This window comes from Gordonia sp. SID5947, assembly GCF_009862785.1.
Taxonomy (GTDB): Bacteria; Actinomycetota; Actinomycetes; order Mycobacteriales; family Mycobacteriaceae; genus Gordonia.
Genome location: NZ_WWHU01000001.1, coordinates 4,686,532 through 4,701,693, shown reverse-complemented (window position 1 = coordinate 4,701,693; position 15,162 = coordinate 4,686,532). Strand labels below are relative to the sequence as shown.

Here is a 15,162-nt window from a genome sequence, read left to right as displayed (position 1 = left end):
CTCGCGGTCTCGCGGGGTCGTCGCCTCGCGCGCTTGATCTGCGTAAGTTTGAAGTGGTAACAGCCCCGTCACGCTCGATCTCGTCGACCCGGAAGAGGAGCGGAATGCCTGAGCAGACACGAGGGCGGCGCCCGGTCGATGACGCGTACCGCACCGACGACGCCGACCTCGACCCCGTCGAGGACGTCCCGCGCGGCGACGCGGAATCGCCCTCGACCGAAGCGCACCGGACGTGGGACCCCCTGACGGATCCGCTCGATCCCGCTGATCTCCTCCCGCTCGACGAGCCGGGCGATCCCAGTCTGTGGGAGCGCGACCGACATCCACGCGATACGCCGACGTGGGCGGACTTCGGACCGTCCCAGAGCCCGAACGGTGCCGCGCCACATCATGAGGAGGAGCCGATCAGGGAGACCGCAACCTCGCCGCGATACGCCGCCGGTCCCACCCGGGTTCCGCCGACCTCCTACCCCGAGACCGCCTATCCCGACCCCGGCTTTCCGGAGCCCCGCTTCCCCGAGACCCCGTTCCCCGAGCCCCCCTCCCCTGGGCCGACCGTCGCGGCCCCGCCCGACGAGGGACCCGCGGTGACGGCGGTGGCCGACCAGCCGGTGCCCGAAGCCGTACAGAACACGGTCACCGACCGGATTCCGAGAACTCCCGAACCCGCCGTCGCGGCGGTGGGTCTGCAGAAACGGTTCGGCGATTTCGTCGCCGTGAGTGACGTCACGTTCTCGGTCGCCAAAGGCACCATCCTCGGCCTGCTCGGCCCCAACGGCGCCGGAAAGACCACCACCGTCAACATGCTGTGCACGCTTCTCAAACCCGATGCGGGCAGCGGACTCGTCGCGGGCCACGACATCGTGCACCAGGCGGCCGCGGTCCGTCGGTCGATCATGCTGACCGGCCAGTTCGCCGCACTCGACGAATCGTTGACGGGACGGGAGAACCTCATCCTGTTCGGTCGCCTGCTCGGACTGACGAAACCTGCCGCCGGCGAGCGCGCCGACGAACTCCTCGCGGCCTTCGGATTGACCGACGCGGCGCGCCGCCGGGTCGGTGAGTACTCGGGCGGTATGCGCCGCCGGATCGACATCGCGTGCGGCCTGGTCACCCGTCCCGAGGTGGTGTTCCTCGACGAACCGACCACCGGCCTCGACCCGCGTAGCCGGCAGGAGGTCTGGCAACTCGTGAAGAGCCTTCGCGACCAGGGCGTGACCACCGTTCTGACCACGCAGTACCTGGAGGAGGCCGACGAACTCGCCGACCAGATCGTGGTGATCGACCACGGCCGTGTCATCGCCCGCGGGACCACCGACGAACTCAAATCGCAGATCGGCACTTCGGTCTATCAGGTCACACCCGCCGATCCCGCGGAGGTGCCCGCCGTCCGCGAGGCACTTGCCGACCTGCTCTCCGGATCGCCGCAGACGTCGTCGCCTGCCACCGCATCGCCGGATGCGCCGCTCGACGAGGGCGAGTCGCCGATCTCGGTGTCGGTGCCCGCTCCCGACGGTGCCGACACGTTGGTCCAGATCGTCCAGCGGACGAGCGCCGTGGGCATCCGTCTCTCCGACGTCGCCCTGCGACGGCCGTCCCTCGACGAGGTCTTCCTGGCCCTCACCGAACCCCAGACCACGAAGGTGTCGGTCCCCTGATCACGCACACCATCCCGGACCCGACCGGGACCACAGAGACCGAGCGGCCACACATCCGCCCGCAGCGGCAGTGGTGGGCACTGACCTCGCGTGGCCTGACCGGCATCGTGCGCAACGGCGAGATCATCTTCGCGATGATCGCTCCAGCGTTCCTCGCCGTCTGCTTCTACGTGCCACTTCGATCGCTGATGGACGCCTACCCGGGCATGAACTACGCCCAGTACCTGATGCCGATCATCGCCCTGCAGTCCGTCGGCTTCGTCGCGTCGGCCTCGGCCATGCGATCGTCGATGGACGGGTTGCGCGGCATCAACCTGCGCTTCCGGGTGATGCCGATGAGCGCCTTTGTCCCGGTCGCCGCACGTGGGTCGGCCAACGCGGTGCTGTTGACGATCTCTCTGGTCTTCGCGACCATCGCGAGCCTGCTGATCGGCTGGCGTCCACACGGCGGGTTCCTCGGGACCGTCGGCCTGTATGCGGTGGCCCTGACGGTAGGACTGCTGGTCGCGGTGATCGCCGACGCACTCGGCCTGCTGGCCAGCAGCCCGGAGGCGACGAGCCAGCTGCTCGGGTTGCCGATCCTCATCCTCGGCATGCTGTCGACCGGGTTTGTCCCCGAAAGCCAGTTCCCGGAGTGGATCCAGCCGTTCGTCCGCAATCAGCCGGTGTCCCAGTTCTCGAACGCCATGCGCGCGTTCAACGACGGGACCGCGACGTGGTCGGTCGTGGCCCCGACGGTGTACTGGTGCCTGGGGATGGCCGGTCTGGCCGCAGCCCTCCTCCTGTGGGCCGAACGGAGGCTGCGGTCATGACGACGACCTCGCACATGAGTTCCACCGCGGCGGCCGCCGCGACGATGCCGACCGGGGAAGTCCCACCTGAGCACTCCACCGATGCCTGGGCGACGCAGACCAGAATCCTCACCGGCCGGCAGCTGTCGGTCTGGTTGCGCGACTACTCGACGCTCGGCCAGAGCCTGCTGTTCCCGGCCTTGTCGATGGTGATGTTCAAGGTCGTCCTGGGTGACGCCGTGGGCAACGCCACCGGCCAGAACAGCGCGTACGGGACCGTGCCGCTGGTGATCCTGGTCGGCGCCATGTTCGGCTCCATGGCGGCGGCGGTCCGGCTCAACCGGGAACGCGGCACCGGCCTGCTGGGCCGTCTGTACGTGTTGCCGATCAACCGCGCCGCCGATCTCAGCGCACGCATCATCGCCGAGCTCGTCCGCATCCTGGTCTCCACCGTGATCCTGCTGGTGGCCGGCCTCTTCATCGGGTTCCGGTTCACCCAGGGTGTGTGGGCTGTCGTTGGCATCGTCGGGGTCGCCCTGCTCTATGGCATGGCCTTCTCGACGATGGTCCTCGCGGTGGCCGTCAACACCAAGCCCGCGGCTCCGATCGTGCCGATGATCTCGCTGTTCTCGAGCGTCCTGATGTTCTTCAATTCGGGGTTCAGCCCGCTCGAGGCGTATCCGGGATGGCTGCAACCGATTGTGGCGAACCAGCCCATGACGCCGGCGATCGAGGTGATGCGATCGCTCGCCGTCGGCGGGCCCATCACCGAGAACCTCATCAAGGTCATCGTGTGGGCCGTTGCGCTGCTGGCGACCTTCGTCTACCCCGCCCTGCGCGGTTACCAGCGCGCCGCCACCGATCACTGACGACGTCGGTACCGCGACCGGGACCACCGCGAGCCGTAAGCTCACACCATGGCCACTGACAAGACCGGAGCCCAGACCTCCGTCGCCGACGACCCGGCGCAACGCCGCTACGAGATCACCGTGGAGGACGCCGGTACGCCGCAGATGGCCGGATTCACGGCCTACCGCGACCGTGACGTCGAGGGCACCGGGCAACGCATCTTCTTCCACACCGAGGTCGCCGAGGAGTTCGGCGGACGCGGCCTCGGCACCATCCTGATCCGGGAGGCCCTCGACGCGACCCGCGCCGGGGGCCGGGTCATCGTCGGCGTCTGTCCGATGGTCGCCGCGTTCCTGCGCAAGAACCCCGATTACGCAGATGCGTCGAGCCCGGTGACACCGGAGGTGCTCACCTGGCTGGAGGCCGAACTCAACTGAGTGCGCAACCGCGTGGTCGGCAGGCGGTCACTCGTCGGACGTCGACACCGGGACCGTCGCGGTGTGTTCCGAGATCACTCCGCAGACGCCGTATTCGATTCGTCTGATGGTCGGTCCCGTGTTGACGACGATCGACGCGACCAGCGAGCGACCCGGCGGTAGCACCCGTGCGGTGACCTGACCACCCTCGACGGCCCGCAGTTCGTCGACGAGCACATCCCGCAGACGATGCACGAGGTCGCGTTCGGGCGTCGTGTTCAGTGCACCGTCGTCGAGGAGCAGGACCGAGACCCCCCGACGGCGGGCCTGCCACACCGCATCACGAACCGGCTCCGACTCCCACGCCGGAGCTCGTATCCCGTCTCTCAGCTGCGCCTCGGTGAGGCGGACCTCGGCCACCTCGCCGACCGTGAATTCGTGCCCGTCGACGATCTCGCCCAGGATCGGTCGGGCGCGCCGGCCGAGCCGGGACAGCTGGCGGCCACGCTCGGCGGCGGCGGCCGCCGTCGCGGCGTCGGTCGCGGCCTGGGCGACCGCTCGTTCGCGGAGAACGCGGATCCGTTCCGCGAGCGGGCGCGCCATCAGCACGAACAGCATCGCGAGGACAAGGACCGGGTAGCAGAACGCGGTGTTTCCCGCGCCGGTCACGAATCCCATCCCGATCGACTCACCCCAGAGTCCGGCCAACACGGTCCCGCACAGCGCGCCCACCCAGGCGACCACGGGGCGGCCACGGATCGCGACCAGGGTGAAGACGATGGTCGCGGCCGAGACCGGCGGCGCGGTCTGCAACTGCAGGTACGTCTGCGCGGAGAGGCTCCACAGCGAGATGGTGAGCCCGCAGACCGCCATCGCCGTGACCGGGATGGCGGCCGACGTCGGAAACCGTGGGCCCCGCGTCCGCTGGACGATCGAGGTCGCGACGGCGAAGACCATCAGTCCCGCGACCAGGCCGGCCCAGTTCTGAACCGACCTGATCTGCCAGCCGGCACCGACCGTCACGACCGTGTAGACGACGGCAAAAACGCCCAGCCCACGCGCGACGGTCGACGAGCCGAGCCCGAACACGTCCACGGTCGCCTCGTCGAGGTCCCGATCGTCGGAGTGCTGGGGTCTGGGCATCATGGCCGCCGCCACGCGACGACGACGGTGGTCCCCCGGCCGGGCGCACTCACGATCTCGGCCGTCCCGCCCGGCAGCGACGCCATCCGCAGACGAATTCCGGTGGCGATCCCGTACCGTTCGGGCCCCACCGCCTCGGGGTCGAAACCCCGCCCGTCGTCGGTGATCGCGATCCGCACCGCGTCGTCGCCGAAATCCCCACCGACCACGCAACGGGCGTCGGCCCCCGCGTGCCGGTGCCAGTTCCGGACCGCTTCGCCCGCGGACTCGGTCAGCGCCGCGACCACCTCGGCGGGATACGAGACAGATCGATCGTGCACGAACAACTCGCTGCGTACGTCGTCGCTCACGGACGCCGCAGACGCTCGGACCCGCTCCGCGAACTGGGTCGCCGAGACGACACCGACGTCGTGATCGTCGCCGCGGTCGAGTTCTTCGAGCGTCGAGGAGGCCTGTTCCGCGAGCCGCGGGTCCGGACGGCCGGGTGCGACGGCCAGCAACGACGCGATCACCTTGTCATGGATCACCGCCGCGAAGCGTGCGCGCTCGGCTTCCTGTGCCATCTCCGCGGCGCCGGTGGCAGCAGAGGCCAGGATCTCCGCGCGGCGGGAGTCGAGGAGTCGCACATTCGCCATCGTCGCGATCGCGACGGCCAGGAACACCCCGCTCAAGGCCATCGTCAACGGCGCGCTCAGCAGCGCGACCGGCCGGATCTCACCGAAGCGTCCGATCTGGTTGGCCGCATGTACGGCCAGCGTGGCCGTGATTAGATGCGTGATGGCCCAGCGGGTGCGCGACATCAACACCAGCCCGATACTCGGCACCGACGGGAACTGCACCATCCACACTGCCCAGTGCGCCGGACCGTCGGTGACACCGCGCCATGCGACGAACCAGAGGAGTGTCGCGACCAGGTAGCCCCCGCGGACGCGTACATCAGGACCACGTGTCCCCGCGGAACCGGACGGAACGACGCCACCACCAGCAGAAAAGCCGGTCCGACGACGAGCACCAGGCTCACCGGTGTCCACCAGACCGCGGTGAGGTCGGCGCACCGCACGGCCACCGGGAGCATCACCGCCGTGAACGTGAGAAGGCCCAGACCGATGAACCGCGCACCGGTGCGCTGCATCCGGAGCAGGTCGGAGTCGTCGCCCACGTCGTGGCCGCGCAGGCCCCGCAGGCGCTCGACGACCATGCTCCGCCTCGGTGTGTGGTCGATCACCTTCGAAGTTCATCAGATGCGGAGTCGTGTCGACCAGCCTCTGTTCGGACGGTCCTCCGATCACCGATCCGCGACCACGTGCCACCCGAGATCTCGCCATCGCCAGTGACGTCGTATCGCCGCGTCGCGTCGTCGACGTTGACGACGATCGTCGCGCGGGTGGGACGTCCCGGCGGCAGGACTCGCGCGGTGACCCGACCGCCGGTGAGACCGTCCAACTCGTCGACGAGCACGCCGTCGAGCCGGCGCTGCAGCGGATCGTCGGCGATCGGGCCACCGTCGTCGAAGAGCAGGACCGAGACCCCCGTTCCCGCGCTCGCCACACCGCTTCCCGCACCGGGACCGAATCCCAGGCGGGCGCGCGGATGCCGTCGCGCAGTCGGGCTTCGACCAGTCGCACGCGCTGCACCTCGGTCGGGGTGAACTCGTGGTCTCGGGAGACCTGTTCGAGCAGCGGCCGCGCCTGCTGGTCGAGCCTGCCGAGTTGGCGGTCGCGTTCGTCTGCGGCCGCATTCGTCGCAGCTTCCGACGCCGCGTATCCCAGCTCGCGATCTCGCAGCGTTCGGATGCTGCCGGCCATCGGACGCAGCATCACCACGAACAGCGACGCGAAGACCATCACCGGGTACACCCACGAGGTGTATCCGAGTCCGGTGGCGAACCCGGGACCCCGAAACCCTCCCCATATCGACGCGGACACGCTCATCGTGACCGCGCCGATCCACGCAAGGCCGAGCCGGCCGCGCACGGCGAGCAGGGCGAGGACCACGATTCCGGACACCGCCGCGGGAAGACACTGCAAGGTCTGGAAGGTGCCCACCGGCACCGACCACCAGGCTGTCGCGGTTCCGATGATCATCACCGCCACCACGGCGACCCCCGTTCGGAACGGGAACGGGTCGCCCGCGACCCGCACCAGACCCACCAGATCCGCGGCCAACAGCACGAATGCGACCAGCAGGCCCAGCCAGTTCGCCGGCCCGCGGATCTCCAGACCCGAACCGATGGTGACCACCACGTAGACGGCACCGAACGCCACGAGCGCGGCCACGACCGGCAGCGATCGCAAACCGAACAGGTCCATCTCGTCGGGTCCGCCCGACGCCGGGTCACCCTTCGACATCACGAGTCCACGTCAGCACCACCACGGTGCCGCGGCCCGGCGCGCTGCGGATCTCTGCGTCGCCGCCCGCCAGTGCGGCCATCCGTCTTCGTATCCCCACCTCGACCCCCAACCGTTCAGGAGGTACTCGCACCGGATCGAAACCCTCGCCGTCGTCGGCGATCGCCACCGTCACCCGGTCTGCACGGAAATCACCGACGACGAGACGGGACGCACCAGCACCCGCGTGTCTGCGGGTGTTACGGATGGCCTCACACATCGCTTCGACCATTCCCGACACGACATCGCGGGGGTATCGAGCGAGGGGCGCACGGCTGATCGACAACTCACGTCCGACGTCGTCATCGGTCGCCGCGATCGCGATGCGCACGCGCTGCGCGAACTCATCGACACCCAGCGTCGCCTCCGGAAGCTCGTCGTCGCGCCGGTCGAGTTCGTCGAGTGCGGTCGCCGCCTGGGCGCCGAGCCCGTTGCGTGGCCGTCCCACGTCGATCGCGAGCAGGATGGCGATGACCTTGTCATGGATCAGTGCCGCGAAGCGTGCGCGCTCGTTCTCCTTCGCCATCGCGGCCGCCGACGTCGCGGCCGCCGTCACCGCCGCAGCCCGGGTCTCGTCGAGCAATCCGGCCGTTCGCACCGTCACGACCGCGACTGCGAGGAACACGCAGTTGAGAGCGATGGTGACCAGCGACCCGAGGTAGAACTCGGGACGCAGATGTCCCGCGAGACCTATCTGGTTGGCGGTCTGCGCCAGGAAGGTGGCGACCACGATGTGCCCGATGGCGAGCAGCGAACGGCCCGCCATCCCGAACAGCAGACCGGGAACCCCGGGGAACTGAACCAGCCACACACTCCACCACGACCCGTCGGGCGCCACGTCTCCGTCCCACGCGACGAACCAGAGCGCGACCGCGACCAGGAACGCGACGCTCGACAGCGTCGCGAGGCCGGTCAGTTTCCGCACCGACGGCCGGTAGGTGGCGCCGATGACGAGGAGCGCAGGGCCGGCGACCAGCGCGGCGCTCAGCGGGGGCCACCACGGATCGGTCAGCTCCGACCGGGCGGCCATCACCGGCGCCAACCCAGCGGTGAAGATGAGCAATCCGCAGCCCACGAACCGTGACCCGACGCGTTGCACCCGGGCGCGATCGGTGACGTCCGACGGACCCACGAGGCGGCCGCGGACCATATCGCTCGCGGTCTCCCCGCTCATCGGATCATCACCATCTGCCCACCCCTGGGAATCGCATCGCGAACTCGTGACGATGCCTCACCGCACGCACCCCCACGATTGTGGGCCGACAACGGGCCGGAACGCGAAACGGCCCGCTCCCCTGAGGGAGCGGGCCGTCACGATGTGGCTCTTGCGGAGAGGCCGCTACTACTTGGCCTTCTCCAGCACCTCGACGAGGCGCCACCGCTTGGTGGCCGAGGTCGGGCGGGTCTCCATGAGCCGCACGCGATCGCCGACGCCGGCGGTCTCGTTCTCGTCGTGTGCCTTGACCTTGCTCGTGGTCCGGATGATCTTGCCGTAGAGCGGGTGGCTCTTACGATCTTCCAGCTCGACCACGATGGTCTTCTGCATCTTGTCGCTGACCACGTAACCGATCCGCTCCTTGCGGTTGTTACGTACTTCGGTCTCGGTCACTTTCTGGTCCTCACTCATGCGTCATCACCGTCCGGTCCCGACGCCAATCCCAGCTCACGCTCACGCATCACGGTGTAGACACGCGCGATCTCGCGACGCACGGTGCGCAGGCGGCGGTTGTTGTCGAGCTGGCCGGTGGCCATCTGGAACCGAAGGTTGAACAGCTCTTCCTTCGACTCTTTGAGGCGATCGACCAGATCGGTATCGCTGAGCTCACGCAGCTCGTTCGCAGCAACTCCGAGTGCCATCAGAACTGCTCCTCTCTGGTCACGATCCTGGTCTTGATGGGGAGCTTGTGCTGCGCGCGACGCAACGCCTCGCGAGCGGTCTCCTCATTGGGGTAGCTCATCTCGAACAGCACGCGACCCGGCTTGACCGGGGCGACCCACCACTCGGGCGAACCCTTACCGGAACCCATGCGGGTCTCGGCGGGCTTCTTGGTCAACGGGCGGTCCGGGAAGATGTTGATCCACACCTTGCCGCCACGCTTGATGTGCCGGTTGATGGCAATACGTGCCGATTCGATCTGACGGTTGGTGATGTACGCACCTTCCAGCGCCTGGATGCCGTAGTCACCGAACGTCACCTTGGTGCCGCCCTTGGCCTGGCCCTTGAGGCTGGGATGATGCTGCTTGCGGTGCTTGACCCGACGAGGGATCAACATGGATCAGCCCTCCTTTTCCGTGGCCGCGCCGGCAGTGGCCCCCGCATTGGCTTCCACAGCCGGAGCATCGGCGGCACGACCCGCTTCGGTGCTCGTCGCGGTGGTACCCGAGGAACCGCTGCGACGCGGCCGGCTCGGCCGGCGCGGACGGCGATCCTCGGCGGCGGGCGCAGCTGCGGACAGCTCTCGCTTGCCACCGACGATGTCGCCCTTGTAGATCCAGACCTTCACACCGATACGGCCGAAGGTGGTCTTGGCTTCGTAGAGTCCGTAGTCGATGTCGGCGCGCAGCGTGTGCAGCGGCACGCGACCCTCGCGGTAGAACTCACTGCGGCTCATCTCTGCGCCGCCCAGGCGACCCGAGCACTGGACCCGGATGCCCTTCACGTTCGGCTGACGCATCGCCGACTGGATCGCCTTGCGCATCGCGCGGCGGAAGGCCACACGGTTGCTCAGCTGCTCGGCGACGCCCTGGGCCACCAACTGGGCCTCGGACTCTGCGTTCTTCACCTCGAGGATGTTCAGCTGCACCTGCTTGCCGGTCAGCTTCTCCAGGTCGCCACGAATCCGGTCGGCCTCGGCGCCGCGGCGACCGATGACGATGCCCGGACGGGCGGTGTGGATGTCGACGCGAACCCGGTCACGGGTGCGCTCGATCTCCACCTTGGCGATGCCGGCGCGCTCGAGTCCGGTGGACAGGAGCTTGCGGATGGCGACATCCTCTTTCACGTACTCCGCGTACTGCTTGTCGGCGTACCACCGCGAACTCCAGTCCGTGGTGATGCCCAGACGGAAGCCGTGCGGGTTGATTTTCTGACCCACTACTGGGCTCCCTTCTTCGGCTGACGCGACCGGCCGCGACCGGCGGTGGCCTTCTCGGGAAGGCTCTCCACGACGACGGTGATGTGGCTGGTGCGCTTGCGGATGCGGAACGCACGACCCTGTGCACGCGGCTGGAACCGCTTGAGCGTGGGGCCTTCGTCGGCGAAGGCGGTGGCGACGACCAGGGTCCGGCGATCCAGATCCAGGTTGTTCTCCGCATTCGCGACAGCGCTGGCGAGGACCTTGTACACCGGCTCGGATGCCGACTGCGGTGCGAACCGCAGGATGTCGAGGGCCTCGTCGACGTTCTTGCCGCGGATCAGATCGATCACGCGACGCGCCTTCATCGGGGTCACGCGAACGAACTTCGCGGTGGCCCGAGCTTCCGGATTCGCAGCGGTTGTCTTATCGGTCTTTGTAGTCATCACCGGCGCTTCGCTTTCCGGTCATCCTTGATGTGACCCTTGAAGGTGCGGGTAGGGGCGAACTCGCCCAGCTTGTGCCCGACCATGTTGTCCGAGACGAACACCGGGACGTGCTTGCGACCGTCGTGAACGGCGAAGGTGTGACCGATGAAGTCGGGGATGATGGTCGAACGGCGCGACCAGGTCTTGATGACCTGCTTGGTGCCCTTCTCGTTCTGCGTGTCCACCTTGGCAAGCAGGTGGTCGTCGACGAACGGGCCCTTCTTGAGGCTGCGTGGCATTCTCTAACTCCCTCCTGTGCTTATCGCTTGTTCTTGCCGGTGCGACGACGCCGGACGATCAACTGGTCGCTGGCCTTGTTCTTGCGGGTACGGCCTTCCGGCTTGCCCCACGGGCTGACCGGGTGGCGACCACCCGAGGTCTTGCCCTCGCCGCCACCATGCGGGTGGTCGACCGGGTTCATCACGACACCACGGACGGTCGGGCGCTTGCCCTTCCAGCGCATACGGCCGGCCTTGCCCCAGTTGATGTTCGACTGCTCGGCGTTGCCGACCTCGCCGACGGTGGCGCGGCAGCGCACGTCGACGCGACGGATCTCGCCGGACGGCATACGCAGGGTCGCGTAGCCACCCTCCTTGCCGAGCAACTGGATCGAGGCACCCGCGCTGCGGGCCATCTTGGCCCCGCCACCCGGACGCAGCTCCACGGCGTGGATCTGGGTACCGGTCGGGATGTTGCGCAGCGGCAGGTTGTTGCCGGGCTTGATGTCAGCGGTGGCACCGCTCTCCACCACGTCGCCCTGCTTCAGGCCCTTGGGCGCGATGATGTAACGCTTCTCGCCGTCGACGAAGTGCAGCAACGCGATCCGCGCAGTGCGGTTCGGGTCGTACTCGATGTGAGCGACCTTGGCGTTGATGCCGTCTTTGTCGTTGCGACGGAAGTCGATGAGCCGGTATGCACGCTTGTGGCCGCCACCCTTGTGACGGGTGGTGATGCGGCCGTGTGCGTTGCGGCCACCACGACCGTGCAGCGGGCGGACCAGCGACTTCTCGGGATGGTCACGGGTGACCTCCGCGAAATCCGCGCCGGACGAACCGCGACGACCCGGGGTCGTCGGCTTGTACTTACGAATAGCCATGAGTCTGTAGTCCCTCTACTCTCGAGTCCCGGTCAGCCGACCGGGCCTCCAAAGATCTCGATGGGCTTGCTGTCAGCGGACAGCGTCACGATCGCGCGCTTGGTGGACTTGCGCTGGCCGTAGCCGAAGCGGGTGCGCTTGCGCTTGCCCTGCCGGTTGGCGGTGTTGACGCTGGTGACCGTCACGTCGAAGATCTGCTCGACCGCAATCTTGATCTGGGTCTTGTTCGAGTCCGGGTGCACGATGAACGTGTACACGTTCTCTTCGATCAGCCCGTAGCTCTTCTCCGAGATCACCGGCGCCAGGATGATGTCACGCGGGTTTGCCTGCGTAGCCATCTCAGGCCTCCTTCGATTCAGCGGCGACGGAAGACTTCGTCTCAGTCGCGGAATTCTGTGCGATGAACGCGTTGAGCGTCTCGACGCTGAACACCAGCTCGTCCGAATCCAGGACGTCGTAGGTGTTGAGCTGATCCGGCGCGATCGGCAGAACATTCTGCAGATTCGCGACGCTCTTCCATGCGGCATCGTCCTCACGGCCGAGCACCACCAGGAACTTGCGGCGATCGCTCAGTGCCTCGAGGAACTGGCGAGCCGACTTGGTGGACGGGGTCTGCCCGGCAACCAGTTCGGTGATCACGTGGATGCGCTCGTTGCGGGCCCGGTCGGACAGGGCACCGCGCAGGGCGGCTGCCTTCATCTTCTTGGGGGTCCGCTGGCTGTAGTCACGCGGCTGCGGTCCGTGAACCGTGCCACCGCCGGCGAACTGCGGAGCGCGGGTCGAACCCTGGCGGGCGCGGCCGGTGCCCTTCTGGCGGTACGGCTTGGCTCCACCACCACTCACCTCGCCACGCGTCTTGGTGGCGTGGGTGCCCTGGCGGGCGGCGGCCTGCTGGGCCACGACCACCTGGTGCATCAGCGAGATGTTGGCCGGGGCGTCGAACAGCGCGGCGGGCAGATCAACGGTGCCGTTGGTCTTTCCGTCGGCGGACTTGACGTCCAGCGTCAGCTTGGTGGCTGTTTCGGTCTTCACTGCGTCGGTGCTCATTGCGCACCACCCTTCACTGCGTCGCGGATCACCACGATGCCGCCCTTGCGGCCGGGGATCGCGCCCTTGATCAACAGCAGACCGGCGTCGGCGTCAACCTTGTGCACGGTCAGGTTCTGCGTGGTCACGGTGTCGTTACCCATACGTCCCGCCATCCGCATGCCCTTGAACACGCGGCCCGGGGTGGCACAGCCACCGATCGAGCCGGGCGCACGGTGCACGCGGTGCGCGCCGTGGCTGGCGCCCAGACCGGAGAAGCCGTGGCGCTTCATCGGGCCGGCGAAGCCCTTGCCCTTGGAGGTACCGGTCACGTCGACCTTGGTGCCGTCGGCAAAGATCTCCGCGGTCAGTTCCTGGCCGATCTCGAGCTCCGAGACGTCCGCGACGCGGATCTCGGCGAGGTGGCGACGCGGGGTGACCCCGGCCTTGGCGTACTGCCCGGCGACCGGCTTGGTCACCTTGCGCGGGTCGATGGCGCCGTAGGCGAGCTGGACGGCGGTGTAGCCGTCACGGTCCGCGGTACGGAGCTGGGTGATGACGTTCGGTCCGGCCTGGATGACCGTGACCGGAACGACACGGTTGTTCTCGTCGAAGACCTGGGTCATGCCGAGCTTGGTGCCCAGGATGCCCCGTGTGGCACTTTGGTTTGCAGTCGTGCTCTGGTTACTCATTTGTTCTCTCGCCCCCCGCCTACTGGATGTTGACGTCGACGCTGGCCGGCAGATCGATGCGCATCAGCGCGTCGACCGTCTTCGGCGTCGGGTCGAGGATGTCGATGAGTCGCTTGTGGGTGCGCATCTCGAAATGTTCGCGGCTGTCCTTGTACTTGTGCGGCGAACGGATGACGCAATACACGTTCTTCTCGGTGGGCAACGGCACCGGGCCGACCACGCGTGCCCCGGTACGGGTCACGGTTTCCACGATCTTGCGCGCCGAAGCGTCGATCGCCTCGTGGTCGTAGGCCTTGAGCCTGATGCGGATCTTCTGTCCCGCCACGCTGTGTCCTCTTCCGTCAGTTGTTCTCGACAGACAAACACCGCGTGGCCTGATCCGACACTGGAGGCCGGTGGACACATGACCGCCCGCGTGAGATTCGGGGATCGACGCTGTTCATCTATCGTTGTACGTAGCTCGTCACTTGGTACGAGCCGGTTGTGCTCCGGCACCCGCGGTCGGGCGTGTCGTGGCCGTACCACTGATTCAGGGCACGCGTTACACGCCCGGTCCCGGTATCCGGGGCCTGGGAGTCATTCACCTGAAGGCGCCCGCAGAAACTCTCACACATGGTGAAACCTGCGTCCGCCGCTCAAGGCAACCCGACAAGTATGCACCAGGTCGGGGCGCTAAGCCAAATCCGGCCGGGTCAGAGCGCGGACCATCCCACGTTGACGTCACCTTACCCGAGAGTAAGATCTGGGCCGTGAGTGACACCGGCTCGTCGAGCCCCACCTATGCCCTGCGCCGCAGACTTCCCGACAACGCGATCGGCCATGCGCTCTTCTCGCTGGGCATGGTGGCCCGGGTGCCCTACTTCGGCACGGTGCTGCCGATCGTCAGCGAGATGCGGCCCGGGTACTGCCGGGTCACCGCACCCAAATGGTTCGGCGTGCACAACCACATCGGTACCTTCCATGCGATCGCGGCGTGCAACCTCGCGGAGGCGGCGATGGGCATGCTCATGGAGGCGACCACCCCGACGAGCCACCGTTGGATCCCGAAGGCGATGAACACGCAGTACCTCACCAAGGCGACCACCCGCCTCACCGCCGAGGCACAGCTGACGGAACCGGTCGATTTCGCGTCGATCACCGACGGCACCGACGTCGTGGTCGGTGTCCGCATCCTTGACACCCACGGCACCGAGGTCGTGCACTGCGACATCACCACCTGGGTGACGCCCGCCTGAGCACACGCCCTCGCCGCGCGACGCGACAGTCGGCCCGCTCGACACCGACAGAAGTCCGCAACTCATGCTGCCACCGGCGCCGGTTACTCCTACTCTTAGACGATGACGGCCGGACACGCCCAGGTTGCGTCCGCCGACCCCGTCGATGGGGTCCGCGACGCCGGCGACGAGGACGAGTTCCATCACGATGCCGCGAAACGCGGCGTGGCCCGCCCCCGGGGCGTGACGCACCCGCGTCCTCCGGCCCACCACCGTCACCTGGCCGGCGACCCGGGCCGATCCGATCCGGCACCGCGCGAGGGATGAC

At 67.7% G+C, this 15,162-nt stretch carries 20 protein-coding genes; 6 read left to right on the top strand and 14 right to left on the bottom strand.

Translation table 11 applies throughout. The features are described from left to right. Positions 1-104 precede the first annotated feature (104 nt). The 4 genes from GTV32_RS21635 to GTV32_RS21620 are packed head-to-tail and all read left to right on the top strand — an operon-like array spanning position 105 to position 3,735. Entirely contained in the window at positions 105-1,658 is a 1,554-nt protein-coding gene (locus GTV32_RS21635; protein ID WP_161062064.1) for an ATP-binding cassette domain-containing protein, read from the top strand. 11 nt (positions 1,659-1,669) lie between these two features. Then, positions 1,670-2,470, top strand: coding sequence for an ABC transporter permease (locus GTV32_RS21630; RefSeq protein ID WP_343287465.1), 801 nt, complete (start codon positions 1,670-1,672; stop codon positions 2,468-2,470). Positions 2,471-2,514: 44 nt separating this feature from the next. Next, positions 2,515-3,318, top strand: a complete 804-nt coding sequence (locus tag GTV32_RS21625) for an ABC transporter permease (RefSeq protein WP_237421981.1) — start codon at positions 2,515-2,517, stop codon at positions 3,316-3,318. 48 nt (positions 3,319-3,366) lie between these two features. Beyond that, the gene (locus tag GTV32_RS21620; RefSeq protein ID WP_161062062.1) at positions 3,367-3,735 is read left to right on the top strand and encodes a GNAT family N-acetyltransferase; all 369 of its coding nucleotides are present in this window, start codon (positions 3,367-3,369) and stop codon (positions 3,733-3,735) included. A gap of 27 nt (positions 3,736-3,762) precedes the next feature. Here GTV32_RS21620 and GTV32_RS21615 read toward each other — a convergent pair whose 3' ends face one another. From GTV32_RS21615 to rpsJ, 14 genes are all read right to left on the bottom strand, one after another. After that, positions 3,763-4,860 (bottom strand): hypothetical protein, encoded by a 1,098-nt coding sequence (locus tag GTV32_RS21615; RefSeq protein ID WP_237421604.1) that lies wholly within the window; start codon positions 4,858-4,860, stop codon positions 3,763-3,765. Beyond that, on the bottom strand, positions 4,857-7,205 hold the full coding sequence (locus GTV32_RS23680) for a hypothetical protein (protein WP_237421603.1): 2,349 nt from the start codon (positions 7,203-7,205) through the stop codon (positions 4,857-4,859). The genes GTV32_RS21615 and GTV32_RS23680 overlap by 4 nt, the downstream gene beginning before the upstream one ends. Further along, complete coding sequence (locus GTV32_RS21600; protein WP_161062060.1) at positions 7,192-8,418, bottom strand: ATP-binding protein; 1,227 nt, start codon at positions 8,416-8,418, stop codon at positions 7,192-7,194. The genes GTV32_RS23680 and GTV32_RS21600 overlap by 14 nt, the downstream gene beginning before the upstream one ends. A 168-nt stretch (positions 8,419-8,586) precedes the next feature. Beyond that, a complete protein-coding gene (gene rpsQ / locus GTV32_RS21595) occupies positions 8,587-8,871 on the bottom strand; it encodes a 30S ribosomal protein S17 (RefSeq protein ID WP_161062059.1) in 285 nt (94 codons plus the stop codon). Then, on the bottom strand, positions 8,868-9,101 hold the full coding sequence (gene rpmC / locus GTV32_RS21590; RefSeq protein ID WP_161062058.1) for a 50S ribosomal protein L29: 234 nt from the start codon (positions 9,099-9,101) through the stop codon (positions 8,868-8,870). The genes rpsQ and rpmC overlap by 4 nt, the downstream gene beginning before the upstream one ends. Beyond that, the gene (gene rplP, locus GTV32_RS21585; RefSeq protein ID WP_161062057.1) at positions 9,101-9,517 is read right to left on the bottom strand and encodes a 50S ribosomal protein L16; all 417 of its coding nucleotides are present in this window, start codon (positions 9,515-9,517) and stop codon (positions 9,101-9,103) included. The genes rpmC and rplP overlap by 1 nt, the downstream gene beginning before the upstream one ends. Before the next feature lie 3 nt (positions 9,518-9,520). Continuing rightward, positions 9,521-10,339, bottom strand: coding sequence for a 30S ribosomal protein S3 (gene rpsC / locus GTV32_RS21580; RefSeq protein WP_161062056.1), 819 nt, complete (start codon positions 10,337-10,339; stop codon positions 9,521-9,523). Continuing rightward, positions 10,339-10,764: a 50S ribosomal protein L22 gene (rplV, locus tag GTV32_RS21575; protein ID WP_161062055.1), complete on the bottom strand. Its 426-nt coding sequence runs from the start codon at positions 10,762-10,764 to the stop codon at positions 10,339-10,341. The genes rpsC and rplV overlap by 1 nt, the downstream gene beginning before the upstream one ends. Continuing rightward, positions 10,764-11,045, bottom strand: coding sequence for a 30S ribosomal protein S19 (rpsS, locus tag GTV32_RS21570; RefSeq protein ID WP_005203946.1), 282 nt, complete (start codon positions 11,043-11,045; stop codon positions 10,764-10,766). Before rpsS ends, rplV begins: the two co-directional genes overlap by 1 nt. 20 nt (positions 11,046-11,065) lie before the next feature. Beyond that, positions 11,066-11,902, bottom strand: a complete 837-nt coding sequence (gene rplB / locus GTV32_RS21565; protein ID WP_161062054.1) for a 50S ribosomal protein L2 — start codon at positions 11,900-11,902, stop codon at positions 11,066-11,068. A 32-nt stretch (positions 11,903-11,934) separates the two neighbouring features. Beyond that, on the bottom strand, positions 11,935-12,240 hold the full coding sequence (gene rplW / locus GTV32_RS21560) for a 50S ribosomal protein L23 (protein WP_161062053.1): 306 nt from the start codon (positions 12,238-12,240) through the stop codon (positions 11,935-11,937). A 1-nt stretch (position 12,241) separates the two neighbouring features. Next, on the bottom strand, positions 12,242-12,934 hold the full coding sequence (gene rplD, locus GTV32_RS21555) for a 50S ribosomal protein L4 (protein ID WP_343287464.1): 693 nt from the start codon (positions 12,932-12,934) through the stop codon (positions 12,242-12,244). An 11-nt stretch (positions 12,935-12,945) separates the two neighbouring features. Further along, on the bottom strand, positions 12,946-13,620 hold the full coding sequence (gene rplC / locus GTV32_RS21550; RefSeq protein WP_161062051.1) for a 50S ribosomal protein L3: 675 nt from the start codon (positions 13,618-13,620) through the stop codon (positions 12,946-12,948). A 19-nt stretch (positions 13,621-13,639) separates the two neighbouring features. Continuing rightward, positions 13,640-13,945 carry a 30S ribosomal protein S10 gene (gene rpsJ / locus GTV32_RS21545; protein WP_003938093.1) on the bottom strand — a complete coding sequence of 102 codons (306 nt, stop codon included), beginning with the start codon at positions 13,943-13,945 and terminating at the stop codon, positions 13,640-13,642. Between the two features lie 424 nt (positions 13,946-14,369). Between rpsJ and GTV32_RS21540 the strand changes: the two genes are divergently transcribed. Both GTV32_RS21540 and GTV32_RS21535 read left to right on the top strand, forming a co-directional pair. Then, entirely contained in the window at positions 14,370-14,855 is a 486-nt protein-coding gene (locus GTV32_RS21540; RefSeq protein ID WP_343287412.1) for a hotdog fold domain-containing protein, read from the top strand. Positions 14,856-14,957: 102 nt separating this feature from the next. Continuing rightward, positions 14,958-15,161, top strand: a complete 204-nt coding sequence (locus tag GTV32_RS21535; RefSeq protein WP_161062050.1) for a hypothetical protein — start codon at positions 14,958-14,960, stop codon at positions 15,159-15,161. Position 15,162 lies beyond the last annotated feature (1 nt).

Excerpts from the sequence above, each read along its gene's own strand:
- rpsS (WP_005203946.1), bottom strand. The coding sequence starts at position 11,045 with ATGCCACGCAGCCTCAAGAAGGGCCCGTTCGTCGACGACCACCTGCTT.
- rpsQ (WP_161062059.1), bottom strand. The coding sequence starts at position 8,871 with ATGAGTGAGGACCAGAAAGTGACCGAGACCGAAGTACGTAACAACCGC.
- rplB (WP_161062054.1), bottom strand. The coding sequence starts at position 11,902 with ATGGCTATTCGTAAGTACAAGCCGACGACCCCGGGTCGTCGCGGTTCG.
- GTV32_RS21635 (WP_161062064.1), top strand. The coding sequence starts at position 105 with ATGCCTGAGCAGACACGAGGGCGGCGCCCGGTCGATGACGCGTACCGC.
- rplC (WP_161062051.1), bottom strand. The coding sequence starts at position 13,620 with ATGAGTAACCAGAGCACGACTGCAAACCAAAGTGCCACACGGGGCATC.
- rplW (WP_161062053.1), bottom strand. The coding sequence starts at position 12,240 with ATGGCTACGCAGGCAAACCCGCGTGACATCATCCTGGCGCCGGTGATC.
- rplP (WP_161062057.1), bottom strand. The coding sequence starts at position 9,517 with ATGTTGATCCCTCGTCGGGTCAAGCACCGCAAGCAGCATCATCCCAGC.
- GTV32_RS21535 (WP_161062050.1), top strand. The coding sequence starts at position 14,958 with ATGACGGCCGGACACGCCCAGGTTGCGTCCGCCGACCCCGTCGATGGG.
- GTV32_RS21600 (WP_161062060.1), bottom strand. The coding sequence starts at position 8,418 with ATGAGCGGGGAGACCGCGAGCGATATGGTCCGCGGCCGCCTCGTGGGT.
- GTV32_RS23680 (WP_237421603.1), bottom strand. The coding sequence starts at position 7,205 with ATGTCGAAGGGTGACCCGGCGTCGGGCGGACCCGACGAGATGGACCTG.
- GTV32_RS21625 (WP_237421981.1), top strand. The coding sequence starts at position 2,515 with ATGCCGACCGGGGAAGTCCCACCTGAGCACTCCACCGATGCCTGGGCG.
- GTV32_RS21620 (WP_161062062.1), top strand. The coding sequence starts at position 3,367 with ATGGCCACTGACAAGACCGGAGCCCAGACCTCCGTCGCCGACGACCCG.
- rplV (WP_161062055.1), bottom strand. The coding sequence starts at position 10,764 with ATGACTACAAAGACCGATAAGACAACCGCTGCGAATCCGGAAGCTCGG.
- rpmC (WP_161062058.1), bottom strand. The coding sequence starts at position 9,101 with ATGGCACTCGGAGTTGCTGCGAACGAGCTGCGTGAGCTCAGCGATACC.
- GTV32_RS21615 (WP_237421604.1), bottom strand. The coding sequence starts at position 4,860 with ATGATGCCCAGACCCCAGCACTCCGACGATCGGGACCTCGACGAGGCG.